General features: G+C 72.3%; 27 protein-coding genes and 1 pseudogene. 15 read left to right on the top strand and 13 right to left on the bottom strand.

Translation table 11 applies throughout. The features are described 5' to 3' along the window. Positions 1-42: 42 nt before the first annotated feature. Complete coding sequence (locus tag JYK04_RS02840; RefSeq protein WP_189743576.1) at positions 43-999, top strand: hypothetical protein; 957 nt, start codon at positions 43-45, stop codon at positions 997-999. Here JYK04_RS02840 and JYK04_RS02845 read toward each other — a convergent pair. The 3 genes from JYK04_RS02845 to JYK04_RS02855 form a co-directional block, all read right to left on the bottom strand. Then, a complete protein-coding gene (locus JYK04_RS02845) occupies positions 996-1706 on the bottom strand; it encodes an RICIN domain-containing protein (RefSeq protein WP_189743578.1) in 711 nt (236 codons plus the stop codon). The two genes, JYK04_RS02840 and JYK04_RS02845, sit on opposite strands and share 4 nt — an antisense overlap. Continuing rightward, positions 1703-2155 carry a hypothetical protein gene (locus JYK04_RS02850; protein WP_189743580.1) on the bottom strand — a complete coding sequence of 151 codons (453 nt, stop codon included), beginning with the start codon at positions 2153-2155 and terminating at the stop codon, positions 1703-1705. Before JYK04_RS02850 ends, JYK04_RS02845 begins: the two co-directional genes overlap by 4 nt. Positions 2156-2251: 96 nt before the next feature. Next, positions 2252-2773 carry a VOC family protein gene (locus JYK04_RS02855; protein WP_189743582.1) on the bottom strand — a complete coding sequence of 174 codons (522 nt, stop codon included), beginning with the start codon at positions 2771-2773 and terminating at the stop codon, positions 2252-2254. A gap of 224 nt (positions 2774-2997) precedes the next feature. On the opposite strand from JYK04_RS02855, the gene JYK04_RS02860 reads away from it, so the two are divergent. Further along, complete coding sequence (locus JYK04_RS02860; protein ID WP_189743584.1) at positions 2998-3705, top strand: intradiol ring-cleavage dioxygenase; 708 nt, start codon at positions 2998-3000, stop codon at positions 3703-3705. 3 nt (positions 3706-3708) lie between these two features. Here the strand turns inward: JYK04_RS02860 and JYK04_RS02865 are convergent, their stop codons facing one another. The 4 genes from JYK04_RS02865 to JYK04_RS02880 all read right to left on the bottom strand — a co-directional run bounded on the left by JYK04_RS02865 (position 3709) and on the right by JYK04_RS02880 (position 11338). Further along, a complete protein-coding gene (locus JYK04_RS02865) occupies positions 3709-4266 on the bottom strand; it encodes a YbaK/EbsC family protein (protein ID WP_189743586.1) in 558 nt (185 codons plus the stop codon). Positions 4267-4382: 116 nt separating this feature from the next. Further along, positions 4383-6803 (bottom strand): SpoIIE family protein phosphatase, encoded by a 2421-nt coding sequence (locus JYK04_RS02870; protein WP_189743588.1) that lies wholly within the window; start codon positions 6801-6803, stop codon positions 4383-4385. Further along, entirely contained in the window at positions 6800-10828 is a 4029-nt protein-coding gene (locus JYK04_RS02875; RefSeq protein WP_189743590.1) for a HAMP domain-containing protein, read from the bottom strand. Before JYK04_RS02875 ends, JYK04_RS02870 begins: the two co-directional genes overlap by 4 nt. 162 nt (positions 10829-10990) lie before the next feature. Then, positions 10991-11338 (bottom strand): STAS domain-containing protein, encoded by a 348-nt coding sequence (locus JYK04_RS02880; RefSeq protein ID WP_189743592.1) that lies wholly within the window; start codon positions 11336-11338, stop codon positions 10991-10993. 222 nt (positions 11339-11560) lie between these two features. On the opposite strand from JYK04_RS02880, the gene JYK04_RS02885 reads away from it, so the two are divergent. The 8 genes from JYK04_RS02885 to JYK04_RS02915 all read left to right on the top strand — a co-directional run bounded on the left by JYK04_RS02885 (position 11561) and on the right by JYK04_RS02915 (position 16988). Next, positions 11561-12487 carry a SigB/SigF/SigG family RNA polymerase sigma factor gene (locus tag JYK04_RS02885; RefSeq protein WP_189743594.1) on the top strand — a complete coding sequence of 309 codons (927 nt, stop codon included), beginning with the start codon at positions 11561-11563 and terminating at the stop codon, positions 12485-12487. A 9-nt stretch (positions 12488-12496) separates the two neighbouring features. After that, complete coding sequence (locus JYK04_RS02890) at positions 12497-12955, top strand: STAS domain-containing protein (protein WP_189743596.1); 459 nt, start codon at positions 12497-12499, stop codon at positions 12953-12955. Beyond that, positions 12952-13920: a sensor histidine kinase gene (locus JYK04_RS02895; RefSeq protein WP_189743598.1), complete on the top strand. Its 969-nt coding sequence runs from the start codon at positions 12952-12954 to the stop codon at positions 13918-13920. The genes JYK04_RS02890 and JYK04_RS02895 overlap by 4 nt, the downstream gene beginning before the upstream one ends. Positions 13921-14036: 116 nt before the next feature. Continuing rightward, on the top strand, positions 14037-14501 hold the full coding sequence (locus JYK04_RS02900) for an ATP-binding protein (RefSeq protein ID WP_189743600.1): 465 nt from the start codon (positions 14037-14039) through the stop codon (positions 14499-14501). A 97-nt stretch (positions 14502-14598) separates the two neighbouring features. Then, positions 14599-14721, top strand: coding sequence for a hypothetical protein (locus tag JYK04_RS41845; protein ID WP_266601230.1), 123 nt, complete (start codon positions 14599-14601; stop codon positions 14719-14721). 254 nt (positions 14722-14975) lie between these two features. Continuing rightward, the gene (locus tag JYK04_RS02905) at positions 14976-15425 is read left to right on the top strand and encodes an SRPBCC family protein (protein WP_189743602.1); all 450 of its coding nucleotides are present in this window, start codon (positions 14976-14978) and stop codon (positions 15423-15425) included. Continuing rightward, positions 15407-16255 carry a DUF1206 domain-containing protein gene (locus tag JYK04_RS02910; RefSeq protein ID WP_189743604.1) on the top strand — a complete coding sequence of 283 codons (849 nt, stop codon included), beginning with the start codon at positions 15407-15409 and terminating at the stop codon, positions 16253-16255. The genes JYK04_RS02905 and JYK04_RS02910 overlap by 19 nt, the downstream gene beginning before the upstream one ends. Before the next feature lie 247 nt (positions 16256-16502). Next, complete coding sequence (locus JYK04_RS02915) at positions 16503-16988, top strand: DUF6328 family protein (RefSeq protein ID WP_189743606.1); 486 nt, start codon at positions 16503-16505, stop codon at positions 16986-16988. A 37-nt stretch (positions 16989-17025) separates the two neighbouring features. Here the strand turns inward: JYK04_RS02915 and JYK04_RS02920 are convergent, their stop codons facing one another. The 4 genes from JYK04_RS02920 to JYK04_RS02935 all read right to left on the bottom strand — a co-directional run bounded on the left by JYK04_RS02920 (position 17026) and on the right by JYK04_RS02935 (position 19352). Next, positions 17026-18150 (bottom strand): glutamate--cysteine ligase, encoded by a 1125-nt coding sequence (locus JYK04_RS02920; protein WP_189743608.1) that lies wholly within the window; start codon positions 18148-18150, stop codon positions 17026-17028. A 217-nt stretch (positions 18151-18367) separates the two neighbouring features. Then, entirely contained in the window at positions 18368-18541 is a 174-nt protein-coding gene (locus JYK04_RS02925) for a CsbD family protein (protein ID WP_078909548.1), read from the bottom strand. A 121-nt stretch (positions 18542-18662) separates the two neighbouring features. Next, positions 18663-18818, bottom strand: a complete 156-nt coding sequence (locus JYK04_RS02930; RefSeq protein ID WP_189743609.1) for a DUF6131 family protein — start codon at positions 18816-18818, stop codon at positions 18663-18665. A gap of 150 nt (positions 18819-18968) precedes the next feature. Next, positions 18969-19352: a PRC-barrel domain-containing protein gene (locus JYK04_RS02935; protein ID WP_189743611.1), complete on the bottom strand. Its 384-nt coding sequence runs from the start codon at positions 19350-19352 to the stop codon at positions 18969-18971. Positions 19353-19687: 335 nt separating this feature from the next. Between JYK04_RS02935 and JYK04_RS02940 the strand changes: the two genes are divergently transcribed. From JYK04_RS02940 to JYK04_RS02950, 3 genes are all read left to right on the top strand, one after another. Further along, positions 19688-20416 carry a VOC family protein gene (locus tag JYK04_RS02940; RefSeq protein ID WP_229876505.1) on the top strand — a complete coding sequence of 243 codons (729 nt, stop codon included), beginning with the start codon at positions 19688-19690 and terminating at the stop codon, positions 20414-20416. Positions 20417-20594: 178 nt separating this feature from the next. Then, a complete protein-coding gene (locus JYK04_RS02945; protein WP_189743615.1) occupies positions 20595-21419 on the top strand; it encodes a YihY/virulence factor BrkB family protein in 825 nt (274 codons plus the stop codon). Between the two features lie 363 nt (positions 21420-21782). Further along, entirely contained in the window at positions 21783-22319 is a 537-nt protein-coding gene (locus JYK04_RS02950; RefSeq protein WP_189743617.1) for a hypothetical protein, read from the top strand. Positions 22320-22523: 204 nt separating this feature from the next. Here JYK04_RS02950 and JYK04_RS02955 read toward each other — a convergent pair. Continuing rightward, positions 22524-22991, bottom strand: a pseudogene (locus JYK04_RS02955) (DoxX family protein); the annotation flags it as partial. 133 nt (positions 22992-23124) lie between these two features. Between JYK04_RS02955 and JYK04_RS02960 the strand changes: the two are divergent. Together JYK04_RS02960 and JYK04_RS02965 are read left to right on the top strand one after the other, a co-directional pair. After that, complete coding sequence (locus tag JYK04_RS02960; protein WP_189743621.1) at positions 23125-23472, top strand: GntR family transcriptional regulator; 348 nt, start codon at positions 23125-23127, stop codon at positions 23470-23472. Positions 23473-23534: 62 nt separating this feature from the next. Then, positions 23535-24458 carry a DUF1648 domain-containing protein gene (locus tag JYK04_RS02965; protein ID WP_189743622.1) on the top strand — a complete coding sequence of 308 codons (924 nt, stop codon included), beginning with the start codon at positions 23535-23537 and terminating at the stop codon, positions 24456-24458. Positions 24459-24734: 276 nt separating this feature from the next. Here the strand turns inward: JYK04_RS02965 and JYK04_RS02970 are convergent, their stop codons facing one another. After that, positions 24735-25265 (bottom strand): hypothetical protein, encoded by a 531-nt coding sequence (locus JYK04_RS02970; RefSeq protein ID WP_229876460.1) that lies wholly within the window; start codon positions 25263-25265, stop codon positions 24735-24737. Positions 25266-25560: the final 295 nt, after the last annotated feature.

Below are 25560 nucleotides of genomic sequence, written 5' to 3' on the forward strand. Positions count from 1 at the left end.
GCCGTCGAGGATGGGACTCCGTCTGGTGGAAGGGGAGTTCGGGTGGAACGGTGGGATCGGGTCGGGCGGCGGGCCGCGTACGGGGCGGCACTGGCGCTGCTGCCGTACCTGCTGATCAAGGTGTCCTGGGTGGTGGGTTCGCTCATGGGGCTGCTGCCGGTCGGCAACGGGTTCGGCAAGACGGAGTGGGTGGTGCTCAACACCGTCACGGTCGGTATGGCCGCGATCGGAATCGCACTGGCGCTCGCGCTGGTGCGGCCCTGGGGCATGCGGATACCGGGGGCGCTGGTCGCGTTCTGCGCGTGGGTGGGGTCGGGGTTCCTCGTCTCGATACTCCCGTTCGGCGTGCTCGGCGCGCTGCTGGACACGGGCGGCGACGCGGGGGCCGACGGGGCCGGTGGTCCGGCCGACCCGGCAGATCCGGCCATGCCGGTCTGGGAAGGCGTACTGGTCCAGTTCGGCTTCGTGGGGATGGGGCTCGGGCTGGCCCTCGCGGTCCCCGCGTACCTGCGGCGCCGCTGGCCGGGTGCGTTCACCGGGCGGGTCGGCGGGGGCCCGCGCAGGGCCCTGCCCTGGGCGGCCGTCGTCGGTGCGGCGGTCGGGCTGCTCTGGCTCTACTGGGCGGCCGGCGGCACGGCGGGCATCGCGCACCCGGTCGAACGGAACACCGACTGGTACGTGCTGGGGGCGGTCTCCGGATTCTGGGCGCTGGCCGCCTCCGCCGCCGCCGGGGTGATCGCCCGCGCACGACCTGCCCGCTTGCCCCGCGTGCTGCCCCTGGTGTTCGGCTGGGTCGGGTCGGGTTCGCTGTTCGCGTGGAGCGGATGGAAGCTGCCCATCACCCTGTACATGGCGTGGGCCGAACCGGTCGGCGCACGCCCGCCCGAGAACCTCGCCGTCGCGGTGGTGCTGCACGCGTGCGCGGTGGTGGCGGGCGCGGCGATGCTGCGGACGCTCGTCCGCCCGCGAGCCCGGCCTGATCGGCAGGACGCACCCTAGGGGGCGAGCTGCCACCACTGGTCGTCGTAGTGGTCGCCGCAGGACGTCTGGGCCGCGGGCCGGGTCGTCTCGCGTCCCTGTACCGTCAGGCACTTGGTGTTGACGGCATTGCGCAGCATGAACTGTTCGGCCCGGTCGCCTCTCCCCCACTGCAGTTCCCAGTGCTGACCGTCGTACCGGGCGGCGGTGCAGGCGAACTGACGGGCCGGGGCGAAGTTCTCCGTGCCCACCACGGTCAGACACCGGCCGCTGTGCGCGTTGCGCAGCGTGCGGGTGTCGCCGTCGGCGTCCTGCGGGGCGAGCGTCCAGGTCCGGTCGGCGGCGTCGGTGCAGGTGTCCTGCACCGGGACGAGGCCGTCGTCGGGGCCGGGCACCCGTAGGCACAGCTTGCTGTCGCGGTTGACCAGCCGCCCGGTGAGGACCGACGGATCCGCCGCACCCGGACGTGGTGCCGTGGCCGTGGCCGGGCTCTTGGCCGGCGGGGAGACGGCCTCGGTGTCCCGGTCGCCCCCGCCCACCCGGACGGCGATCACGGTGGCCACGCACACCAGCGCGACCGCGCAGGCCGACACGATACCGGCGCGGTGCTCGTGGAAGTTGACCTGGAGGTTCCCGCTGCCGCGCTGGACCCCGGACGGGCCGGTGTAGGTGTCGCCGCGCACGTCGCCGCGTCCGTCGTCGCCCCTGTCGGACTCCGTCCCGCTCACGGGCGGGCGTCGAACCGGTTCACCTGGACGTTGCCGTCCCCGGACTGCACCGCCGTCGGGCCGAGGAACACGTTCCGCGTGAATCCCGCGGCGCCCGTGCGCGCCGCCTCCGCCGCCTCCGCCGCCTCGTCGAGCAGTGCCCGGAGCTCCGCCGCGGCCGCGGCCCGCTCGTCCGGTTCCAGTTGCTCCAGCAGGTCCTCGGTACGGGTCCGCCAGGCGGCGCCGTGCAGGGTCCGCTCCTCGTTCCCATCGCCGTCCTGCCCTGCCGCGGTCAGCTCGGCCCCGGTCCGGTCCAGGCGTTCCAGCTGTACGGTCTCCTGCTGCCGGTCCCCGCGGCCGAACAGCCGCGCCAGCCGGTTCCGCAACGCGAGCCAGGCGTCCGTTCCGGCGGCCTGTACGACGCCCGAACCGACCGAAGCCGCCAGCGCGACCATCGCCTCGTCCAGCATGAAGCTCCCCCTTCGCCGTCCCCGGGCAACAGCGACAACGGTAGCCCCGCCGGGCCGGGGGTCAACAGCGCTGCGCGGCCTCGGAACAAGCCACTCCTAGGTCGGCCGTCGGGGTGTGCTGGCCACGCCCGAGGGGCGGCCGCTGAGTTCGGCGTCCAGGGTCTGCTGGGCCGTGCGCATGGCCGCGGCGTACTTCGGCTCGGACATGCGCCGCCAGGCCTCGTCCGGGGCGACCTCCTCGACCCGGCTCATCACCCACCAGATGTTGCCGAACGGGTCCCTCACCCGGCCCCCGCGGTCCCCCCACGCGCTGTCGGCGGCCTCGGTGACCACGCGGGCTCCGTGGGCGACGGCGGCGGCCATGGCGGCGTCCGCGTCCCGTACGTAGACCCGCAGCATGGAGGGCGTCACCGGCCAGTCCGGCCGCCGGTCGAAGGCCAGCACGACCGTGTCGCCGACCCGGATCTCTCCGTGGCCGATGCTGCCGTCCGCGACCGCGACCCGGGCGATCTCCTCGCCGTCGAACGCCGCGGTGATGAAGTCGAGCAGCGCGCCCGTGTCGTCGGTGACGACCCATGGCGCGACGCTGGTGTACCCCTCGGGGGTGAAGTGGTCCATCGGCCGCTTCCTTCCTCTCCTGTCGCTCCTCGTGACGTCACCACCGTAGGCGTGAACGAGGTCAGGTCCTGTCCTCATTGGGGCGCCGATCACCCAGGGCGGTGCGGTCTGCCCGGCCGGGTGTGTCGGTGGTGGCCGGGACGCCTTCCGTCCGGCACGGTGGGCGCGACCGGTGGCCGTCGCGCGGCCGTGTGACGGTCGCGCAGCGCGCGGGAGAGGTTCGCATGACCGAGAACGGCAGTTCCCCGACCAGCCGCCGCGCCCTCCTGCTGGCCGCCGGATCGGCCGGGGTCGCGGCGCTGACGGCGGCCTGCGCCGGGCCGGCCGGGACCCGGGGTGCGGCAGGGCAGCCCTCCGCGTCACCGACCCTCCCGCCGTCGCCGGGCGGCAGCTCCCCGGCCTGCGTCCTGGCCGTGGAGGCGGGCGCCGGCCCGTACTACCTGGACCTGGACCGGGTCCGCTCCGACATCACCGAGGACCGCAAAGGCGTGCCGTTCCGGCTGGACCTGACCGTCGTAAGGGCCTCGGCGGGCTGCCGGCCGGTCACGGACGCCGCGGTCGACATCTGGCACGCCGACGCCTCGGGCGCCTACTCCACCGGCGGGGCCACCTTCCTGCGCGGGACCCAGGTCACGGACGCCGCCGGCCGCAGCACGTTCCGCACGATCGTGCCCGGCTGGTACGCGGGGCTGGCACCGCACATCCACTTCAAGGTCCGTCCCGACCGCCGCACCGGGACGACCTCGCAGTTCTTCTTCCCCGAGGACGTGCTGGTGCGGGTGTACGCGCGCCCGCCGTACGCGGAGCGCCGCGCGCCGCAGCACCCCAACGCCCGCGACAGCCGCTACCGCGCCTCCGGGGCCGCGATGACGCTGGCCCTGGTCCCCGACGGGGACGGCTACCGCGCCGCGTACACCGTGGGAATCGCCTGAGCGTCAGAGGAGGGCGAGGCCCTCGATGAGTTCGGCTCCGGGGATCTGCGCGAACAGCTTCCCGGGTGCGATGAGCTTGCCGCGCCGGCGTCCGCTGCCGACGAGTACGTACGCCATGTCGGCGACCGCTGCGTCCACCAGGAGCGGCCAGTCCTGCGGCAGGCCGAGCGGGGTGATGCCCCCGTACTCCATGCCCGTCAGCTCCACGGCCGTCTCCATGGGCGCGAAGGACACCTTGCGCGCGCCCAGGTGACGCCGGACGGCGCCGTTGACGTCGACCCGGCCGGCGGAGGGCACGAGGCAGGCGGCGAGGGTGACCGCGCCACCGCGCTTGGCGGCGACGACCACGCAGTTCGCGGATTGCTCGAGGAGCTCCGGTCCGTAGTGGGCGACGAAGGCGCCGGTGTCGGCGATCTCGGGGTCGGTGTCCACGTAGACGATCTGCTCGGCCGGCACGTCACCGGCCCAGCCGCGGACCGCTTCGGCGACGGGCGGGGTGAGTTCCGCGAGGCAGTCCGGAGCCGGCACCGCATTGTCGAAGGAGCCCAGGGGAGCGCGCATGCCCGCACGCTAGCACCCGCCGCACGCGTCAACGCGGCCGGTGCGGTCGCCGGTTCGGGGTGGTCGAGGGCCGGCCCCGCTCGTCGGACTCGCCGCGCGCCGTGTCGTCGCGGGCGTCAGCCGACCTGGATTCCGATGACGCAGGTGTCGTCGTCCGTGTCGGACCGGCTCTCGGCGAGGAGGCGGTCCAGCTGCCCGTCCAGGTCTCCGGCGCCGGTGGCCGCCGCGTTCATGAGGTGGCCGAGCGAGTCCTGCACCGAGGAGTCCCGCCGCTCCACCAGCCCGTCCGTGTACATCAGCAGGGTGTCGTCCGGTTCGAGCCGCACCTCCCGCTCGGCGTACGCCACTTCGGGGAGCGCGCCGAGGAGCAGGCCCCCGATGAGCGGGAAGGCTTCCGCCTCGCCGCCGCGGACGAGTACGGGAGGCAGGTGCCCGGCACGCGCCCAGCGCATCACCCTGGTGCTGGGGTCGAAGATCCCGCAGACCGCGGTGGCCGTCACGTGCTTGGCGAGATGGTGGGTGACCGTGTTGAGCCAGGACAGCAGTTGGGCGGGGCCCGCTCCGGTCACGGCGAGGCCGCGCAGGGCGTTGCGGAGGACGACCATGCCGGTGGCCGCCTCGATACCGTGTCCGGCGACGTCGCCGACGGAGAGCATGACCAGCCCGGACGGCAGGACCACGGTGTCGTACCAGTCGCCGCCGACGAGCGACTCGGTCTCCGCCGGACGGTAGCGGACGGCGACGCGCAGGCCGGGGGCTTCGACGGCCGGCGGGGTGGGGGGCATGATCGCGTGCTGGAGCTGCAGGGCGAGGCGGTTGCGTTCGGCGGATTCGGCCTCGGTGTGGGCGAGTTGGTCCCGGGTCGCGGCCAGGGCGACCTCGGTCCAGTGCTGCGCCGAGATGTCCTGGTAGGCGCCGCGGACCGCGTGCAGCCGCTGGTCGGCGTCGAGGACGGGCTCGGCGACGACGCGGATGTGCCGGGTGATGCCGTCCGGCCTGCGCAGGCGGAGGTTGACGGAGGAGGGGCGGCGGTAGCGCAGCACGGCCCGCAGGAAGCGGTCCAGGGCGGCGGAGTCGTCGGGGTGGGCGTAGCCGGGCAGGTCCCGGAGCCGGACGGGCGGGGCGGTGGCCGGCAGTCCGTGGAGCGCGTACAGCTGTGCGTTCCAGGTGATCGCGCCGGTGACGAGGTTCTCCTCGAAGCCGCCGATCCGGCCCAGGCGCTGGGCGTGCTGGAGCAGGTCGGCCAGTCGTGCCGTCTCGTCCTCGACGCGCCAGATCAGCAGGACGGCGGCGCCGTGGCGGCTGACGCTGATGTCCGCGACCGAGGTGAGGGGGATCTGGTCGACGAGCGCGGTCAGGCTCATGCGTTCGGCGCGGAAGGGCTCGCCCGTCGCGTGCACGCGCTCGACGATGTCGAAGAGGCCGCTCTCGCCCCCGGCCATCGGGTAGGCCTCCAGCAGCAGCGCGCCGTTCACGTCGCCGCGCGGCCGCCCGGCGGGGTCGACGAACCGGCTGCTGGCGTGGCGGATGCGGAAGTCGGCCAGCCGGCCCTCGTGATCGAGTACGGGGGTGAGGACCACGGCGGGGTCGTGCAGGCCTTCGGAGAGGTCGATCAGCTCCGTGACGTCCGGGAGCACCGCGTCGGTAGTGCCGGCGTCGCCGGTGGGCGGGGCGTCCATGGTGCGGGCGCACAGTTCGGCGAGGGCCTCGACCTGGCGCTCGATCTGCGGGGGTTGTGGCGCCAGGGGCTGCGGCCAGCAGATTTCGAGGACGCCGTGGATCCGTCCGCCGGTCCCGGCCGGTACGGCCATCCGCCCGCCGTCGGGCCGCTGGAGTTGGCCGATCGAGGGAGGTCCGTTCTGCTGGAGCCGGGTGAGGGTGACCAGTCGGCGCTCCTGCAGTGCAAGGCGGGCGACGGTGGAGACGCCCGGGGGTACGTGGCGCCAGCGCTCGGCTTCCCCGGGCGGGAAGCCGGCGTGGCCCGCGAGGGCCAGGGAGCCGTCGGGGGCCGCGCTCCATACGGCGACGGCGTCCGCGCCCAGTGGTCCGAGGGCGTTCGTCAGGAGGGACTCGGCCACCGCCTGGGTGTCGTCGGCGGCGGCCAGTACCCCGCTTTCGGCCGTGCGCAGCCGTACGGAGACGGTGGTGGACGCCTCGGCCGGTTCCGGCGTGCCGGTGCGCCGGGCGAACGCGGCGGCGACCTCGCTGACGTGGTCGCGGGATGCCTGGTTGACGATGTCGGCGGCGAGTTCGAGCGCGGACAGCCCGGTCTCGCGGGACAGTTCGTCGAGCTGGCGTGCCGCGGCGGCGGGGGTGCAGCTCAGCTGTCCGATCAGGATGCCCTTGGCCAGCTCGACCAGGGCCCTGCCGTCGGCGGCGGCGTGCGCCGCCCGGACCTCGCGGCGGAGCCGTTCGACGGTGGCGACCAGGCGGCCCAGGGGTTCCGGTGCGTGGTGCGGGGCCGTGTTCCGGGACGGCTCCTCGGCGGCCGTTCCCGGCGGGTCGACGTCGTCGGGCCGCCGTGTGCCCGGGCTCATCCGGTGAGCCAGTGCCGGACGCGGGCGATGAGGTCGTCCGCGTCGACCGGCTTGGTCACGTAGTCGCTGGCTCCCGCGGCGAGGCTCTTCTCGCGGTCGCCCGGCATGGCCTTGGCGGTGACCGCGATGATGGGCAGCCCCGAGTAGGCCGGCATCCGCCGGATCTCGGCGGTCGCCGCGTAGCCGTCCAGTTCCGGCATCATCACGTCCATCAGGATCAGGTCGACGCCCTCGTTGCGGACGAGGGTGTCGATCCCCTTGCGGCCGTCCTCCGCGTGGAGGACGCGAACACCGTGCAGTTCGAGCACCCCGCTGAGCGCGAACAGGTTGCGCGCGTCGTCGTCGACGACGAGGACGGTGCGTCCGGCCAGGTCGTCGTCGAGCGGATGGGCGCTCTGCCGGTCCGGCGCCTCCTCGTGGACGAGGGGCAGTACGTCCCCCGGCCGTTCGGCGGACAGGTGCAGCACGATGCGTTCCCGGAGCTCGTCCAGGCTCGACAGCAGTTCCAGCCGCCGCGACGCGGCCCGGTCCCGCAGCACCCGCTCCTGCCCGGTCTTCAGGCGGGGGTTGTTGTGCGCGAGGACCGGGAGGGCGGAGAGCGCCGGGTCTCCGTCGAGCGCGTCGAGGAAGCGCAGGGCCTCCCCGCCGGGCATGTCGAGTTCGAGGACGACGCAGTGGAAGGAGTGCGAGGCCAGGGCGGCGGCGGCTTCCCGCGAGCTCGTGGCGTTGACGACCTGGACGCCCTCGCGGTCGTCCCTCGGCGGCAGGTGGTCGGGGGTGAGGTCCCGGTCGGCGCTCTCGGCGACGAGGGAGAGCAGGCCGCGGGGCCGCTCCTCGATCACCAGAAGGCGGCGGGGCCGCCGCTGCGGCGGGACCGGGGCGGCGCAGACGGCGCCGGCCGGTGCGGGACCGCCGATGGCGCCGGCGTGCCGGGCCGCCGCCGCGGGGGCCTCGGGGACGGGTTCCTCCTCGTAGTCCGCCCGGCTGACCGGCAGGTAGAGGGTGAAGGTGCTGCCCTGCCCCGGTGTGCTCTCCGCGATGACCGCACCGCCCAGGAGTTGGGCGATCTCGCGGCTGATGGAGAGCCCGAGCCCGGTGCCGCCGTACTTGCGGCTGGTGGTGCCGTCGGCCTGCTGGAAGGCGCCGAAGACGGACTCCAGCTGCTGCTCCGGGATGCCGATGCCGGTGTCCCGTACCCGGAAGGCGAGCAGCGGCCCGCGGCCGGGGAGCCCGGAGGGGACCTCGGCCGGCGCCGCGGGTTCGATGCGCAGCTCGACACCGCCGCGCTCTGTGAACTTGACCGCGTTGGAGAGCAGGTTGCGCAGGATCTGGCGCAGGCGCGCGTCGTCGGTGAGCAGGTCGGCCGGGGCGTCGGGGGCGGTGGTGACGGTGAAGTCGAGGCTCTTCTGCGTGGTCAGCGGGCGGAAGGTGGCGTCGACGTACTCCAGCAGCTGCGGCAGGTCCACCCGCTCGGGGTTGACGTCCATCTTCCCCGCCTCGACCTTCGAGAGGTCGAGGATGTCGTTGATCAGCTGCAGGAGGTCCGAGCCCGCCGAGTGGATGATGCCCGCGTACTCGACCTGCTTCGGGGAGAGGTTGCGGGTCGGGTTCTGGGCGAGCAGCTGGGCGAGGATGAGGAGGCTGTTGAGCGGTGTCCGCAGCTCGTGGCTCATGTTGGCCAGGAACTCGGACTTGTAGGTGGAGGCGCGCGACAACTGCCGTGCCCGGTCCTCCAGTTCCTGGCGGGCCTGTTCGATCTCCAGGTTCTTGGCCTCGATGTCGCTGTTCTGGCTGGCGAGCAGGGCCGCCTTCTCCTCCAGCTCCGCGTTGGAGCGCTGCAGTTCCACCTGCTGGACCTGCAGTTCCTCCGAACGCGCCTGGAGCTCCCCGGTCAGCCGCTGGGACTCCTCCAGGAGTTCGTCGGTACGGGCGTTGGCGACGATGGTGTTGAGGTTGACTCCGATGGTCTCCATCAACTGGCCGAGGAAGTCCCGGTGCACGGGGGTGAAGGCGGAGAAGGAGGCGAGCTCGATCACCCCCAGGACCTGCTCCTCCACGACGATGGGCAGGATGATCAGGCTGCCCGGGGTGGTGTGGCCGAGCCCCGAGGAGATGACGTAGCCGCCGGGGACCTGGTCGGTGGCGATGATCCGGTGGCTGCGCGCGGCCTGCCCCACGAGGGACTCCCCGAAGGCGAAGCCGGTGCCCCCGCCGGTACCGGCGGGGCGGCCGTAGGAGCCGACCAGGACGAGCCGGGGGCCGCCGGGGCCGTCCTCGGCGAGGTAGAAGGCTCCGTACTGGGCGGCGACGAGCGGCGTCAGTTCGTCCATGACGAGTTCCGCGACTGCGGTGAGGTCCCGGTGGCCCTGCATCAGGCCGGAGATCCGGGCCAGGTTGGACTTGAGCCAGTCCTGCTCCTGGTTGGCGCGGGTGCTCTCCCGCAGCGAACCGACCATGGAGTTGATGTTGTCCTTGAGCTCGGCGACCTCACCCGAGGCGTCGACGGTGATCGAGCGGGTCAGGTCGCCCTCGGCGACGGCGCTGGCGACCTCGGCGATGGCCCGGACCTGGCGGGTGAGGTTGCCCGCCAGCTCGTTGACGTTCTCGGTCAGCCGCTTCCACGTGCCGGAGACGCCCTCGACCTCGGCCTGGCCGCCGAGCCGGCCCTCGCTGCCGACCTCGCGGGCGACGCGAGTGACCTCGGCGGCGAAGGAGGAGAGCTGGTCGACCATCGTGTTGATGGTGGTCTTCAGCTCCAGGATCTCCCCGCGCGCGTCCACGTCGATCTTCTTGGACAGGTCGCCGTTGGCGACGGCCGTCGTGACGAGCGCGATGTTGCGGACCTGGCCGGTGAGGTTGTTCGCCATGGAGTTGACGTTGTCGGTGAGGTCCTTCCAGGTACCCGCGACGTGGGGAACCTGTGCCTGGCCGCCGAGCCGGCCCTCGGTGCCGACCTCGCGGGCCACCCGGGTCACCTCGTCGGCGAACGCGGACAGCGTGTCGACCATCGTGTTGATGACGCCGGCCAGCGCGGCGACCTCGCCCTTCGCCTCCACCATGATCTTCTGTGAGAGGTCGCCGCGGGCGACGGCGGTGGCCACCTGGGCGATGGAGCGCACCTGGCCCGTCAGGTTGGACGCCATGACGTTGACGTTGTCGGTGAGGTCCTTCCACGTGCCGGAGACCCCGCGGACCGTGGCCTGGCCGCCCAGGTTGCCCTCGGTGCCGACCTCGCGGGCCACCCGGGTCACCTCGTCGGCGAAGGCGGAGAGCTGGTCGACCATCGTGTTGATGGTCTCCTTCAGCTCCAGGATCTCCCCGCGCGCATCCACCCGGATCTTCTGCGTCAGGTCGCCCTGGGCCACCGCGGTGGTGACCTCCGCGATCGAGCGCACCTGGGCGGTCAGGTTGTCGGCCATGACGTTGACCGACTCGGTCAGGTCCTTCCAGGTGCCGGACACGTCCTTGACGTCCGCCTGACCGCCGAGCCGGCCTTCGGTGCCGACCTCACGGGCGACGCGGGTGACCTCTCCGGCGAAGGAGGACAGCTGGTCGACCATCGTGTTGATGGTCTCCTTCAGCTCCAGGATCTCTCCGCGCGCGGTGACGTTGATCTTCTGCGAGAGGTCGCCCTTGGCCACGGCCGTGGCGACCTGGGCGATGGAGCGCACCTGGGCCGTGAGGTTTCCGGCCATGAAGTTGACCGAATCCGTGAGGTCCAGCCAGGCGCCCCCGACACCGGGTACGTCCGCCTGACCGCCGAGCGTTCCCTCGGTGCCCACCTCGCGGGCCACCCGGGTCACCTCGGACGTGAACAGGGAGAGTTGGTCGGCCATCCCGTTGAACACGGTGGCGATCTCGCCGAGGAGCCCGTCCGCCGCATCGGGCAGCCGGGTACGGAAGTCCCCGTCCCGTACCGCCGTCAGACCCGCCAGCAGCTGACGCAGTTCCGTTTCGCCGATCCTGTCCTCGCCTGGGAGCGCAGGTGACCTGCCCGGTGCCTCTGTACCCGTCCGCTCAGCCATCCGCCAACCTCACTCCAGACAACGACCATGCCGCGCAGGGGACAGGACGTGATGGGGATCCACCATCGCCGCACGACCGGTGATGAAGGCTATCGTCGACGGAAGCACACCTGATCACCCGGTGACGGCGATGGCGGCGGTGCCGGGCGGCGGCCCGGCCGGTCACGGCCCGCCGACGGCATCCTCGACGCTCGGGTGGAGGGAGAGGACCGTATCGGCGCCCGTCAGGGCGAAGAGACGGCGCAGTTGCTCACCGGGGGCGGCGATGCGGAGCGTGGTGAGGTGGTGCAGCCGCAGCAGCAGGTTCAGGAACGAGGAGTCTCCGAAGGTGATGGAGCCCGCGTCCAGGACCACCAGCCCGTGCCGGTCCGCGGCGGTGGCGAGCGCCTCCTCGAGCGGGGCCAGCGTGTCCTGGTCGAGCTCCCCGTGGGCCGCCACCACCCACCCGGCTCCGGCCGGGTAGCTGTCCCCGACGACGCCTTGGTGGTACGCGTCCCCTGCTCCGGTCATGTCCGCCTCCCCGGATCGTCACCTGTACGGCTTCCGCAAGGGAGTATGCCTGCTCGCCGGCCGGTCGGCGGCGCCGAGCCCCGCGGCACACGCGCCCGGAGGCCGGGGCCACCTCATCGGCGGCAGCCGCGGAGAAAAGTTTTCGCTAGGGGCGTGTAAGGGCGTGGAGTCCGGGCACAAGCGCCCGAGCAGCCGTCAGTCAATCGGGAGGGAACGGCCACCATGTCTCGCTCGGCCACCGTCGCAGGCCCCATTCGTGCAACAGACGCGCACCTGACGCCCGCTGTGCCCGGCGCCGTGGGAGCCCCACGGCAGGACGTGGAACTGCCCGAGGTGAAGAACGCCCGGGAGATGGCGCCTGCCGATGCGCGCGAGCTGTCGAAACTCTTCTTCCTGCGGCTCGGCGCCCTGGAAGAGGGCACGCGTGAGTACCAGTACGCCCGGAACACCCTGATCGAGATGAACCTGTCGCTGGTTCAGTTCGCTGCGCGGCGCTTCCGGTCCCGCGTGCTGGGCGGGGGGCTGGACATGGACGACATCATCCAGGTGGGGACCATCGGCCTCATCAAGGCCATCGACCGCTACGAGCCCGAACGCGAGGTCGAGTTCTCCACCCTCGCCCTCCCCTACATCACCGGTGAGATCAAGCGCTACTTCCGTGACACCACCTGGGCGGTGCACGTCCCGCGCCGTCTGCAGGAACGGCGTACGGAGCTCGCCAGGGCCCAGGAGGCCCTGACCGAGGTACTGGGCCGGTCGCCCACGGTCAAGGAGGTCGCCCAGCACCTCGAACTGACCGAGGAACAGGTCGTCGAAGGGCTGGTCGCCGCGAACGGCTATACGAGCGGCTCCCTGGACACCTGCGCCGAGGGCGACGAGCCGTCGACGGCGACGAGCCGCACGACACGTCCGCTGGCGGACCGGCTCGGTGAGGTGGATCCCGCCATGGAGCTCTTCGAGGAGTTCCACACCCTCGCTCCCCTGCTGGCGGATTTGGACGAACGCGACCGGCTGATCCTGCGGATGCGCTTCGGCGAGGACAGGACGCAGGCGGAGATCGGCGCGGAACTGGGCATCTCGCAGATGCAGGTCTCGCGCCTGCTGTCCCGGACCCTGGCCCAGCTGCGCGCCGGAATGCTCTCGGTGTAGGCAGCGGGCATGCCCTCACCCCACCGGCACGACGGACCCGTACCGCCCGTCCCACTCGTCCCGCCCGTCGGCGCGCAGGCGCTCTACGACGACGGGACGTGGGCGGACGCGGTCGTGCGGTGCGCGAACCCTGCGACGAACGCCGCGACGGGTTCGGCGGCGGCGCTGACCGCCCGGCCGTTGCGCGACCGTCCCGGCGCCCTGCTGAGCGGCCCCTGCGACCTCGACACCCGGGCGGTCCTGCGCGCGGCGCTCGGCGTCGTCACCCGGATCCCCGGCCCGGTCGTCCATCTCGACCTCTCCGCCGTGGCCTTCCTCGACACGGCCGCCGTCGCCGCCCTGGTGCAGGCCAATGCCACCGTCACCGGCCAGGGGCGTCGCCTGCTGCTCCACCACCCGCCATACTCGCTCCGCAAGCTCGTGGAGATGTTCCCGGACGAATGCGCCGCGCTGGAGGTCGCAGCATGATCCGTCTTCCTGCGTCCGGCGCCTACGGGACCTTCGTCCACCCCGCCCTCTTCTACCGGGGGCAGGCGGACTACCTGGCAGGCGTGGGCGGGTTCGTACGAGCCGCCCTCGCGGCCGACGAACCGGTGCTCGTGGCCGTGCCCGGCCCGCGGCTGGACGCCCTGCGCGAGGACCTCGGCACCGCCACGACCGGGGTCACCTGGACGGACATGACCCACCTGGGCCGCAACCCCGGCCGCATCCTGGCCGCCCTGCAGGAGTTCGCCGACCGGCACGCGGGCCGGCCGGCCCGGATCGTCGGCGAGCCGATCTGGCCCGGCCGCACGCCGGCCGAGGTGCTGGAGGCCACGCGCCACGAGGCGCTCATCAACACCGCCTTCGCGGGGCGGCAGGCCACCGTCCTGTGCCCGTACGACGCCCTCGGCCTGCCGGCCGCCGTGGTGTCCGATGCCCGGCGTACGCATCCGACGCTGCTGGAGGGCGGCGAGGCCCTGCCGAGCCCGGACTACGCGGACGCCTCGTCGGTCTGCGCGGACTGCGACGGCCCCCTGCCCGAACCCGACGGCGGTGCGCCCTGGCTCGCCTACACCCATGGGCAGCTGAGCGAGGTGCGCGCCTACGCCGAGGCCTTCGCCCGCGGCACGGCCCTCAGCGCGGCGCGGCGCGGCGACCTCGTCCTCGCGGTCGGCGAGGCCGCCGCCAACTCCCTCGCCCACGGGGGCGGGAGCGGCGCGCTCCGGCTGTGGAGCACGGCTGGATCCGGTGCCGGTCAGGGTGCCGGGGTCGTGGCGGAGATCCGCGACGGCGGTCGTCTCGCCGACCCGTTGGCGGGGCGCCGCCGCCCCGCCCTGGCGTCGGTCCACGGCGGCCGCGGCCTGTGGATGATCCACCAGCTGTGCGACCTCGTGGAGATCCGCGCCTCGGACGGCGGCTTCACTCTGAGACTGCACATGACAACCTTCTGAGCGGCCGGCGGTCCCCTTAGACTGTCACTCGCGTACTCGGGTGTCCTCGGCCCCACGGGGCCTGTTCGTTCCCGCGAACGGCGACCAAATGTCATCGGTGGGGGTGAGAGACCACAGTGGAAACGATCGGGCCGGAAACCGGCGATCGCAGGCCTGCCGGACTTTCGGTCGCGGGGCAGCGCCGTCGGCTCGCCCTGGCCGGCGTACGCGGACCCGTGGCCAAGGGCCGCGACTTCGCACGCCAGGCCCTGCTCGACTGGGGCTGGAGCGGGACCGAGACGTCCGAGGACGCCCTGCTCCTGGTGTCCGAGCTGCTGACCAACGCGGCTCTGCATGCGGGTGGTTGCATCGAGCTCGCGCTCTCGGCCGGTGAGGTGCTGCGGATCGAGGTCTTCGACGGCACGACGACGCCGCCCCACCGCCACCCGTCCCCGCAGCGTGGCCTTCCGGGCGGCCACGGCCTCTACATCGTGGAGCGCGTCTCCGATCGCTGGGGCACGCACACCCACGAGGACGGCAAGGCCGTCTGGGCGGAGATCGAGGCGTCGCGGCTGACCTCGGGCAGGTCCACGGGGCTGTGACCCGGTCGGGCCGCGCGGGCCTCCCCCGTGCCGGTCTGCGCCCGCCCGCGGCCGCGGCCCGGAGCTTCGTTCCGCGCGACGGGGGCAGGCGCGCGGTATGACATCCCACGCGCTCGACTCCCTGGCCCTGACCCCGGCGCCCGGCCCCGCCTGGCTCCATCTGGCCGTCATCGCGTTCGCCCTCCTCGTCCTGCTCCACAGCCTGGCCAGGCACCGGTAGGCGTCCGCGGAGCGTTGGTCCGCGAACCCTTTTCCGCGGTTCTGTTTGAGCCGTCGATTCGGGGCCAGACGCGTAGGTGTCGGCGGGTCGCCGTTTCGAGCGGGGCGGCGACCCGCCGAGATCCGCGGCCGCACGCCGGTGTCCCGTCCCCCCGGGCATCGTGTGCGGCCGCGGTCCTGCAAGGCCCTGACGGCGGTGACCGGTATCGCGGGACGCGGGGCGGTGCCGCCGACGACGACACGGAAGGGATACGCATGTCGCACGTCGAGGAGTACGTCGAGGTCAACGTTCCGGCGCGGACGGCCTACAACCAGTGGACGCAGTTCGAGGAGTTCCCGGCCTTCATGGAAGGGGTCGAACGCGTCGAACAGCGCACGGACACGCTCACCCACTGGGTGACGAACGTGAACGGCGTGCGGCGTGAGTTCGACGCGCAGATCACCGAGCAGTTCCCGAACCGCCGCGTCGCGTGGATGACGGTGGACGGAGAGACCCGCCAAGCCGGGCTGGTGACCTTCCAACCGATCGACGCGACCACCACCAAGGTCGTCCTGCACATGAACTGGGTGCCCGAGGGGCTGGCCGAGAGCGCCGCCGACAAGCTGGGCTTCGTCAAGCGCCAGGTCGCCGGGGATCTGAAGCGGTTCAAGCTGTTCATCGAGTCCCGCGGAGCCGAGACGGGCGCGTGGCGCGGCGAGGCCTGACCGCGACGGGCAGCGGCCGCGCGAGCAGCGCCGTCCGGGCCGCGTCCCGCGGTGGCGGGGGCCGGGAGGTCACTGCGCGCTGCGGGCTGCTGGCCCGCGGGGTGCTGTACGCGCTGGTGGGAATACTCGCCCTGCGCGTGGCCGTCGGTGACCCCGGGGGCCAGGAGGCCGACCGCCAGGGCGCCCTCCAGGAGCTCATGGGAAAGCCCTTCGGCGGCATCCTCGTCTGGGCCGTGGGCATCGGGCTCGTCGGCATGATGCTGTGGCGCCTGTCGGAAGCGGCATTCGGCGCGGCCGGACCCGACGGCGGCAAGCCGGTGAAGCGGCTGGCCTCTGCGGGCCGGACCGTCGTCTACGCCACGGTCGCCTTCTCCGTCCTGTCGTTCGCGGCGGGCGGAGGCGGGCACTCCGGAGACCAGCAGTCCCGCGATATGACGGCGCGGGCACTCGAGCTGCCCGCCGGCCGGTGGCTGGTGGGTGCGGCCGGGCTCGGGATCGCCGTCGCGGGCGCGGTCATCGCGGTACAGGCGGCGCGGCGCACCTTCCGTAAGCATCTCGCCATGGGCGGGATCTCGGCGCGGTGGCGTGCGGCCGTCGGCTTCCTCGGGGTGGCCGGCGGCCTGGCCCGGGGCACCCTGTTCGCGGCGGTCGGCGGCTTCGTCGTGTACGCCGCCGTGCGCTACGACCCGGCGCAGGCGAAGGGCGTCGACGACACCCTGAGGTCGTTCGCCCGGACTCCGGCGGGGCCGTGGCTGCTGGTCGCGGTCGCCCTCGGGCTGATTCTCTTCGGGGCGTTCTCCTGGGCGATGGCCCGGTGGCGCGAGGTCTGATCCCGGGCGCGGGGCCACTGCACGGCCGGTCCGGGCTCAACGGTGCCAGCAGTGCCTGCCGCGCGGGTCCGGCGCCTCACCACGCCGCCGTGCGTCCCTCCATGTCATGCGGGCGCGATTACCCTGTGGACGGCTGTGTACGCGTGCTCCGCTGACGGTCCGCCACGGCATCCCGGTCGCCGGGTCACCCGTACGTGGGACTTCCCGCGCGCGTGCCCAATGGCCCCGGCGGACAGAGGGAGGCCTCATGGCGCACGATGCCCGGGACGGGCGGAGCGAGAGCGTGGAGGAGCGCGCGGACCGGCAGTGGCAGGAGCTCATCCAGGAGATCCGCGTCGCGCAGACGGGTGTGCAGATCCTCTTCGGCTTCCTGCTGACCGTCGCCTTCACCCCGCACTTCCAGAGCCTGCCCGAGACCGACAAGGTGATCTACATCGTCACCGTGGTGCTGGGCGCGCTGGCGACGGGGGCGCTGATCGGGCCCGTCTCCTTCCACCGCATCGTGTCGGGCCGCCGGATCAAACCCGAGGCGGTCGCATGGGCCTCGCGTCTGACCTTCACCGGACTGATCCTGCTCCTGGCCACCTGCACGTGCGCCCTCCTCCTCGTGCTGCGGGTGGCCACCGACAACGCCGTCGTGCCGTGGCTGGTCGCGGGAGTCCTGGCCTGGTACCTCCTGTGCTGGTTCGTCCTCCCCCTCTGGGCACGGGTCCGCTACACCGCGGCGGACTGAGCGGCGGACTGAGCGGCCGGCCGAGCGGCGGAAGGCCTCAGAAGGCGGGGGTGGCCGTCGTCGTGTCCGCGCAGCCGAGGACCACGCCGGCGAGATCTCCGCGCTCGGCCAGCAAGGCGCGTTGGACGCGGGCGCCGTTGCCCCGTTCCAGGAGGGTGGCGATCTCCGCGTTCACCCGTTCGTCGTCGCCGTGATCGACGAGCGCCGGGCGGACGTACTCGTGGAGGGCCCGTACGGCGGCGGCGGGAGCGGTCTCCTGCATCGTCAGTGGGTGCAGCAGCGGTCCGTCCAGCCCCGACCGCCCGGCCCGCCAGCCGGCCAGTCGCAGCAGGCCGGTATCGATCCGGGGCGCCGGTTCCCCGGCCCGCCAGGCCCGGGCGGCCGTTTCCACCAGCGCGCGGACGAGGGCGGCCAGGAGCACCGTCGTCCCCGCCTCCAGGCAGACGTCCGCGACCCGGATCTCCACCGTGGGATAGACGGCCGAAAGGCGGGCGTCGAAGTAGATCATTCTTTCGTCGTGCAGCACGCCGGTGCCCACCATCGTGCGGACCTGCTCGTGGTAGCGGTCGGCGGACCCGAAGACGTCCACGGGCCCGGCCGAGGGCAATCGGTTCCACACCCGGCTCCGGTAGCTTCCGTACCCGCTGTCCGTGCCCTGCCAGAAGGGTGAGTTCGCGCTCATCGCCATCAGTACGGCGAGCCAGGGGCGGATCCGGTCCAGGACGGCCACGCCCTCCTCGTCCGACTCGACCGCGACGTGGACGTGGCATCCGCAGGTCAGCTGCTCCTGCGCGGTCAGGCCGAACTGCTCGGCGATCCACTCGTAGCGCTGCCCGGCGCTGCGCGAGGGCCGCACGGGCAGGGGGGAGGTGCCGAGGGCCGCCACGAGGGCTCCGGCGGACGCCGCGTGCCGGGCCGCCTCCGTGCGCCACCGGACGATCTCCTCATGGAGCTCGCCCATCTCCGTCACCGGTTTGGTGCCGAACTCCACCTGCTCCCTCTGGAGCTCCTTCTCGAAGACGTGCTCCTTCGCTCCCCCTCCTTTGGAGCACTCCCCCGTGCAGTGGTCCGCCGCCGCCAGGACCGCGCCCGACACGGCCAGCGGCTCACCGGTGGCAGCGTCCACCAGCAACAGCTCTTCTTCCACGCCCACGCTTCGCATCCGCCGCCGCCCATCGCTCCCTGGTTCAGATCGATACAGGTGGCCGCGTTCGAGGTGAGCGCCCCGATGCCGCACGCACCCGCGGAAACCTTGCCGTCCCACGTTCACACGTATCGCGGTTCCATGCATCCGCCGTCACGGACGGTACCGCCGCGCATGTGCCGAGGTCCCGCACCCGTGACGGGTGCGGGACCTCGGCGCAGACGCTGGTGCGCGGTCAGCGCTTGAAGACATCCTTCATCTTCTCCTTGGCCTGACGGGCGTCGCCCTTGGCCTTTTCGGCCCGGCCCTCCGTGGTCAGGCGTTCGTTGCCCACCGCGCGTCCTGCGGTCTCCTTGAGCTTTCCCTTGGCCTGCTCGGCCTTGGCGCGGCTCTTCTCCTTGTCCGACACAGCTGATCACTCCCTGGTGAATCGAAACGAATAGGGGTACTGCGTACGTCTTTCACCCGACCGGAATTCCGAGGGCCGAAGTCCGAGCCCCGGCGTCCCTCGTACGGCGAAGGGCCGACGGTCAGTAGTAGTGGCGTCGGCCACCGACTGCGTGCCCGACCGAGCCCAGGATCCACAGCACCGCACCCACTACGAGCAGGATGATCCCGATCGTCCACAGGATGGAGATCCCGGTGAGGAATCCGACGACCAGTAGAATTAGCCCGACAAGAATCATGGCGTCCTCGTTCTCACTTCGGAATTCGACGGAACAGTTGGATCCGCCGGGGCGTCTCATACGGCGTCTACCCTCGAAATCCGCCTTTACCGGTTCCAGTCCCGCTTATTTCCGGCGACCGTGAATTCCTTCACGTCGCGGCCCTGCAACTCATCCGCGGTGGCTGCCGACCGGCCCTTCGCCGGGCAGCCAGGTGATGCCGTAGTAGCTGCCGACTTCCTCCCGGTAGCCGGCGTCCTGCAGGTGCTTGTCCCGGTGGAACTCGGGGGCGTTCTTGATCCGCTCCTTGTCGGCGTTCACGTAGACCTTCTCCTCCTCGAGGTCGATCCGGGACACGGTGCTCGCCGGGAGGAGGACCTCCTTGCCGAAGACCCACACTCCGGTGTCGACGACGAGGTAGGCATCACCCACGTCGTAGGAGTGCTTGTCGACCTTCCCGATGGGGCCGTCGGTCGCCTCGACCCTGTAGCCGGTGAGATCGGCCCAGGTCAGGTGACCCGATGCCGGCCGGAAGCTCCACACATGCTCAGTCACGCGAAACAACTCCTCCCGGTAGGGGTGACCCGTCACGTCGCGTTCCCGACCGACCGGCCACGGACCGCACCGCGACACGCCGGACCGCCTTCGTGGGGCCCTCCGTGTTGACGCGGCTGCCCGCCCTCCCGCCGGCCAAACACCGGCGCGGGCCGTTCGAGGCCCGCAGCACGGCCGAGGAGGGACACCGCCCGGTTCGAACCGCGCCTCGCGGCCCAGCGCCGTCGCCCGGTCTACGGTGGAAGGGTCCCGTCCCCCGTCAACGGCAGATGAGGCTGACAGCTGTGTCGACTTCGAGCCACGAGATCTTCGGTTCCCCGTGCTGGGTGAGTCTGCTGGCCCGGGATCTCGAATCCTCACAGCGGTTCTACGCCGGGGTGCTCGGCTGGGACTTCCGCCCCACCCACCTCGGCGGCGGCATCATGGTCGCCTTCCGTGACGGGGCCCCCGTGGCGGGCATCGGCGCACTCGCCGGGAGCACCGGCGCCCCGGTGCTGTGGACGCCGTACTTCGCCGTCGAGGACGCCGACGTGACCGCCGCCCGGGTCCTCGAACGCGGCGCCACCATGGCGGTCGGCCCCGTGGCCTTCGGCACCGGCCGCATCGCCCTGGCGGCGGACCCCGCCGGGGCCGTTTTCGGCTTCTGGCAGGGCGAGGTCGTCCCCGACTGGTCGGTCGGCCGTGGCAGTGCACCCGCCTGGCTGGAACTGCGGACGCGGGACGCGTTCGCGGCCGCCATCTTCTACGGGGAGGTCCTCGACTGGGCCGGCTCGCGTCCCGGCTGCTGCGCGGTCTCGTACGAGCACGCCCACGTCGTCCTGCGCCACGGGCGCGACACCGTGGCCCGCATCAGCGGCGGCGCGCTCGAACAGGCACCGGACCCCGAGGTCCGTCCCCGATGGCACGTCCACTTCCGTGTGCCCGACCTGGAGGCCGTGGTCGAGGCCGCGCTCCGGCTGGGCGGCAGAATCGCGTCGGCCGTACAGACGTCGACCACGAGCCGGTCGGTCGTCCTCGCCGATCCCGAGGGGGCCCTCTTCACCGTGGTGACACCCCAGGACTAGGCCGACCCCCAGGACCAGGCCGACCGGGGCGGAAGCCGTGACGATGGATTCCCCGACACGAGAGTCCTATCGTAGGAGCGACACCTGGAGCGGCCATGATCGTCACCTCACCCCCGGCCCCTCGCTCCCAGCCGCAGAACATCGCTCTCGACGACTCGTACGAGCGTGACCCGGCGACATGATCGGGTCGGGTGGATCCAGTGGGCTGTCGCCCGTCGGACGGATACGCAGCGCGGTACGCCGTGCGCGGGCCGGACGCCACTGGGGACGCGTACGGGACGTCGAGCTGTGGCAGCGCTCCCTGGGGTTCTCGGCGCTGGGGTTCCTGACCCTGGTGCCGCTGCTGATCGTCGTGTCCGCGGCGGACACCGCCACCGGGCAGGGGTTCGCGCAATGGCTGGGAGACGGGCTCGGCGTGTCGCCGGCCGCCAGGGCGGAAATCGACCGGCTCTTCGCTCTGCCCGGCCAGGCATGGCGGACCACGACGGCATTCGGCCTGGCCGTGCTCACCGTGTTCGGCCTGTCCTTCGGGACCATGCTGCAAAGCGGCTACGAAAGGATCTGGGATCTGCCTCCGGCCCGCTGGTGGGCCAGGTGGCGGCATGTGGTGTGGCTCGCCGTGCTGGTCGGCGTCCTGTACCTGTCTGCCATCACACCACCCTGGCGCGAGTCTCCGGCCCGCGGGTTCGTCACGGTGGCGATCGGCACTCTGTTCTTCTGGTGGTCCCAGCGGCTGCTGCTCGGCGGCCGGGTGGCATGGACCGCTCTCCTGCCCGGGGCGGTCGCCACCATGGTCGCGCTGCTCGGGCTGCGGATCTTCTCCCGGCTCGTCTTCTCACCGCTGATCGCCTCCAGTGCCGTCACGTACGGCCCCTTCGGAACCGTCCTCGTCATCCAGACCTGGCTCGTGGGCATCGGCGTCGTCGTCTTCGGCGGCGCACTGGCCGGCCGCCTGCTCCACGACGAACTGCCGCGCCGGTCGGGCCCTCCCCAGCCCGGTTAGGCGATCGAGCCCGCCGACGGCCACGGGCTCCGACTGTACGACTGCAACGGGTCTGTGGTGCGGTGTCGGTCCGTAGGCGTCAAGGGGCTTGCCATCGGGGCGACTTCGACGAAGGTCCTCGACGTGACCGGTGGCGTGAGTGCCGACGGCACTGTCGTACCGCCCTGTTACGGTGCACACGAACGAGCGCCAGGGCGGGGTCACACCCAAGTAGTTGCAGCCCACACCCATGTGACGGGCCGTGCAGCGCCCCTCACGGGACACGCGGCAGACGGGTGGACCGAGGGCCGCACATCCGCTGTTAGGGTGTCATGCGCCCATCAAGCCGGGCCTCTCACATACTGATATTCCAACGGGGTTGACGTGAAGCTTCGCCATGTCCGCGCGGTAGCCGTATTCGGTATCGCAATCTTCGCACTCACCGGAGCCCGTGGTTCCCACGGCGGCAGCTGCGGTGGTGGCAGCCACAGTTCCGGTTCGGGCTCCAGTGGTTCCAGCAGCTCCAGCGGCGGCAGCCACGGCAGCGACAGCACGAGCGGCAGCACCGGTAGCACCGGCAGCAGCACGAGCGGTTCCTCGGTCACCGGTGGATCCGGCAACAACAAGGCCGAGCGCGACATCAAGATCGACGCGTGCAAGATGGACGCGTCGGGCAAGAACCTCGTCGCCAAGATCACCGTCACCAACAGCGGCTCGGTGGACTACACGTACAACATCACCATGAAGTTCCGCGGGAGCGCCACCTCGGCGGCGACCCCCGCCCAGGCCAAGGTCGCCGCGCTCACGGTCAAGGCGGGCGCGTCGAAGCAGGCCGAGGCGACCACGGCGTACACCGGCAAGGGCGACGGCAGCGAGTACAAGGAATGCGTCGTCGACAGCGCGTCGAAGAGCGCTCTCTGAGCCGTTCCCGATCGAACGGAGCCCCCTCTCCTGGTCCGGTGGAGCGGGGGCTCCGTCATGTTCGGACGGAGGCGGTCCGGCCGCCGGTACGGATCACGGACTGACCCGGGCCCGGGCCCGGCCCCGGGCTCGCCGGGCACCCGCGCGGGTTCCGACGGGCGTCGCGGTCGCGCCGGAGTCGGTAGCCACCCGGGCGGTGGCACCGCGCCGCCGGTGGATCAGGGCGTCGAGGGACAGGGCCGGCGCACCGGCGAGGATCAGGGGGGTCCAGGCCAGCAGGTAGATCACGTCCGCGCCGAAGTAGTACGGGGTGGTCGACCAGCTCATGGTCAGCCACAGGCTGAGCGAGATCAGCGCACCGCCGAGAGCCGCGATCCGGGTCAGCAGCCCGGCCAGGGCGCCCAGGCCGACGGCCAGCTCGCCGGCGGCGATCGCGATGCCGAAGGCGACCGGCTGGGTCAGGGAGAAGTCGATCAGCGCAGGAATGCCCGCGGCGTCCCGCACGGCTTCCATCTGCTGGCCGATCGAACCGTCGCCGGTGGCGGACAGGAACGCCGGATCGGTCAGCTTGTCCAGACCGGCGTAGACGAAGGTGACGCCGAGGAAGAGGCGCAGCGGCAGGAGTGCGTACTCGGAGGCTCTCGCGCGGAGGCCGGCGGAAGGCGTGTTCATGACCCTCACACGAGGGACCCCGCCCTCCGGTTCGACGCCGGAGCCCGCTCTTCACGGCCGGCCGACACCACCGGGCGCATCCCGATCACGACAGGTGCCAGATGAAGCAGATGGTGCTAGCGTCATTGGCACCATGTTGCTGAGGCTGAACATCGCGGACAACCGCCCCCTGCACGAGCAGGTGGCCGGGGCCGTCCGGCGTGCGATCGCCGAGGGGGAATGCGGGCCGGGTGACCGGTTGCCGTCGGCGCGGGAGTTGTCGCAGGCGCTGGGCGTCAACGCCAACACCGTCCTGCGGGGGCTGCGCGCGCTGCGTGACGAGGGGCTGCTGGAGTTCCGGCGCGGCCGCGGGGTCACCGTGGCCGGTGGGGCGGACGGGCGGTCGGCGCTGCTGGAGCGGGTGCGGGAACTGGTGGCCGACGGGGCGCGCCTGGGATACGGCAGGGCCGATCTCATAGAAATGATCAAGGAGGCGCAGTGAGTGGGCACAAGGATCGCGGAGAGCGTGGACGCAGCGGCTTAACGGGGTCGGGGAGCGGGCCCGTGTGGGGGACGGCCGCTTGGGCGGCCGGGATCCTCGCGCTGCTGGTGCTGCTGCCGCCGGCGGCGCGCAAGGGGTTCGGGGAACAGCTGGCCACGCACTGGAACGCCTCCGGGGAGCCGAACGGTTCGCAGCCGCTCTGGGCGGTGGTGCTGGTGCCGGCCGCGATCTGGATCGTGCTCGTCGCGGTTGCGGTGTTCTGGCGTGCGGCCCGCAGGTGGCGTGGGGCGGTGCTGGTGTCGTGCGGGGTGCTGCTGGCCGGGGTGCAGGTCTCGATCGTGCGCGCGAACCTCTCCCACACGGACTGGCACGACGCGGACCCGGTCACCGTCGGGGCCGTGGTCACGGTCGTGGCGGCGGTAGCGGCCGGGCTGGTGGGGGTGCTGATGAGCGGTCGGCGCGCGTCCTCCGCCGCCCGGGGGCAGGGCCCTCGGATGGACATTCCCGCAGGTGAGCGCCGCGTGTGGCTCGCCTCCACGGGGAACCGGTGGCTGTACCTGCTCGCGGCCGTCATCGGGGTGGGCGCGTCGGCCGCACCGCTGATCGGGTTCGGCGGTCCAGCGGCGCCGATGTGGCTGCTGACCGTGCCGTTGCTGTTCGCCTCGGTGTCCGTGCTGGCCTGCTCCTCGGTGAGCGTACGGGTCACGGAGCGCGGTATGGACGTGGCGTTCGGGCCCCTCGGGTGGCCGGTGCGGCGCTGGGACGCGGCGGACATCGAGTGGGCGCGGGCGGAGAACCGCACGCCGGCGCAGGTCGGCGGCTGGGGCTACCGGCTCAGCGGGCTGGGCACGACGGTGATGCTGCGCAGCGGCGCGTGCCTGGTGGTCCGGGCCAAGGGCAAGGACTTCGCGGTCAGCGTGGACGACGCCGAGCGGGGCGCGGCCCTGCTGAACTCCCTGGCCGGGGCCCGCACCGAACAGCACTGAACCCGGCTGCTCAACTCCGCCGCCCGGCCGGCCCGTAGACCCTTGGCTCGGCCGGCTCCTCCTCCGGCAGGTCCGCGAGGAGCGCCCAGGCCAGGGTCAGGTCGCCGAGGCGTTCGCGGCGCAGGCCACGGCGGTCCGTCGAGCTCGTCGAGGGTGCGGTCCAGGTGGAGGAGACGGGTCATGTGCCCATCCTCGCAAGTCGGGTGGACGGGCCCGGCCGCAGGCCGGACGCGTCCACCCGGCCCGGACCGGTCCGGACTGCGGCCGGGCTCCGGTTCAGTGGAACAGCATGGACGCGTCCCCGGCCGGGGTGGTGACCGATCCCGGGCACAGGAAGCTGCCCGAGGTCTTGGCGGCGGTGAAGGACCGGTTGATGTACTTCCGGCTCGTCGCGTCGCGGTCCCACACGATGCCCGTCGCCTTGTAGCGGCAGGAGATGAAGCTCTGCCTGCCGGTGATGTCGATCAGGTCGGTCCGCGCCGTGCCGGCGGCGTCGTCGAAGGTGAAGGCGGGGTTGTTGTTGAGCGTGGCGGCGATGCCGCCGCCGCAGGCCAGGTTGCCGCCCGGCGTGTTGATCGTCGTGCGGTCGACGGTGAGGGCGTTCGGGGGGACGGCGCTGGTGCTCGCGTTGGTCCAGCTACAGCTGTTGCCGGCGACCACCATCACGCCGTCGACCTTCTGGTCGACGGCCGAGGCGCCGGTGCTGTGCGCGAGGGCCGTGCCGGTGCCGGTGAATGCCGCCGCGACGACCAGCGTCGCGATACCGGCGAGGCGTGAGATACGGGTGCCGTGCGTGATGTGCCTCATGGTTCGCTCCTCCATGCCACGTACTGGTGGGGGTGGGCGAGGCGTGGGGCCTCACAGAGTGTGCGGAGTGCGTGCCGGGAGAGTCCCACAGCCGCCTTGAACTGTCAGGAGCATGTCAGCACCGTGCCGAGAATTGGCCGAAAATGACGACCCGGCGCCCCCGCCGAGCCGCGCGCCGCGCGGGACACTTAGCCTCTCCGCATGGTCCGTGATCGTTTCCACTGCCGCTGCGTCCTCTGCCACGACTACGGCGACCGCGCCGAGGCGGACCGGGTGGACGAGCTCATCATCGGCA

Source organism: Streptomyces nojiriensis, assembly GCF_017639205.1.
Classification (GTDB): domain Bacteria; phylum Actinomycetota; class Actinomycetes; order Streptomycetales; family Streptomycetaceae; genus Streptomyces; species Streptomyces nojiriensis.

Coding starts and splice junctions, on each gene's coding strand:
- JYK04_RS02885 (WP_189743594.1), top strand. CDS start 11,561: ATGTCTCGCTCGGCCACCGTCGCAGGCCCCATTCGTGCAACAGACGCG.
- JYK04_RS02905 (WP_189743602.1), top strand. CDS start 14,976: ATGTCGCACGTCGAGGAGTACGTCGAGGTCAACGTTCCGGCGCGGACG.
- JYK04_RS02865 (WP_189743586.1), bottom strand. CDS start 4,266: ATGCGCGCTCCCCTGGGCTCCTTCGACAATGCGGTGCCGGCTCCGGAC.
- JYK04_RS02945 (WP_189743615.1), top strand. CDS start 20,595: ATGATCGGGTCGGGTGGATCCAGTGGGCTGTCGCCCGTCGGACGGATA.
- JYK04_RS02960 (WP_189743621.1), top strand. CDS start 23,125: ATGTTGCTGAGGCTGAACATCGCGGACAACCGCCCCCTGCACGAGCAG.
- JYK04_RS02880 (WP_189743592.1), bottom strand. CDS start 11,338: ATGACCGGAGCAGGGGACGCGTACCACCAAGGCGTCGTCGGGGACAGC.
- JYK04_RS02890 (WP_189743596.1), top strand. CDS start 12,497: ATGCCCTCACCCCACCGGCACGACGGACCCGTACCGCCCGTCCCACTC.
- JYK04_RS02875 (WP_189743590.1), bottom strand. CDS start 10,828: ATGGCTGAGCGGACGGGTACAGAGGCACCGGGCAGGTCACCTGCGCTC.
- JYK04_RS02860 (WP_189743584.1), top strand. CDS start 2,998: ATGACCGAGAACGGCAGTTCCCCGACCAGCCGCCGCGCCCTCCTGCTG.
- JYK04_RS02870 (WP_189743588.1), bottom strand. CDS start 6,803: ATGAGCCCGGGCACACGGCGGCCCGACGACGTCGACCCGCCGGGAACG.
- JYK04_RS02970 (WP_229876460.1), bottom strand. CDS start 25,265: ATGAGGCACATCACGCACGGCACCCGTATCTCACGCCTCGCCGGTATC.
- JYK04_RS41845 (WP_266601230.1), top strand. CDS start 14,599: ATGACATCCCACGCGCTCGACTCCCTGGCCCTGACCCCGGCGCCCGGC.
- JYK04_RS02850 (WP_189743580.1), bottom strand. CDS start 2,155: ATGCTGGACGAGGCGATGGTCGCGCTGGCGGCTTCGGTCGGTTCGGGC.
- JYK04_RS02915 (WP_189743606.1), top strand. CDS start 16,503: ATGGCGCACGATGCCCGGGACGGGCGGAGCGAGAGCGTGGAGGAGCGC.
- JYK04_RS02930 (WP_189743609.1), bottom strand. CDS start 18,818: ATGATTCTTGTCGGGCTAATTCTACTGGTCGTCGGATTCCTCACCGGG.
- JYK04_RS02855 (WP_189743582.1), bottom strand. CDS start 2,773: ATGGACCACTTCACCCCCGAGGGGTACACCAGCGTCGCGCCATGGGTC.
- JYK04_RS02895 (WP_189743598.1), top strand. CDS start 12,952: ATGATCCGTCTTCCTGCGTCCGGCGCCTACGGGACCTTCGTCCACCCC.
- JYK04_RS02920 (WP_189743608.1), bottom strand. CDS start 18,150: ATGCGAAGCGTGGGCGTGGAAGAAGAGCTGTTGCTGGTGGACGCTGCC.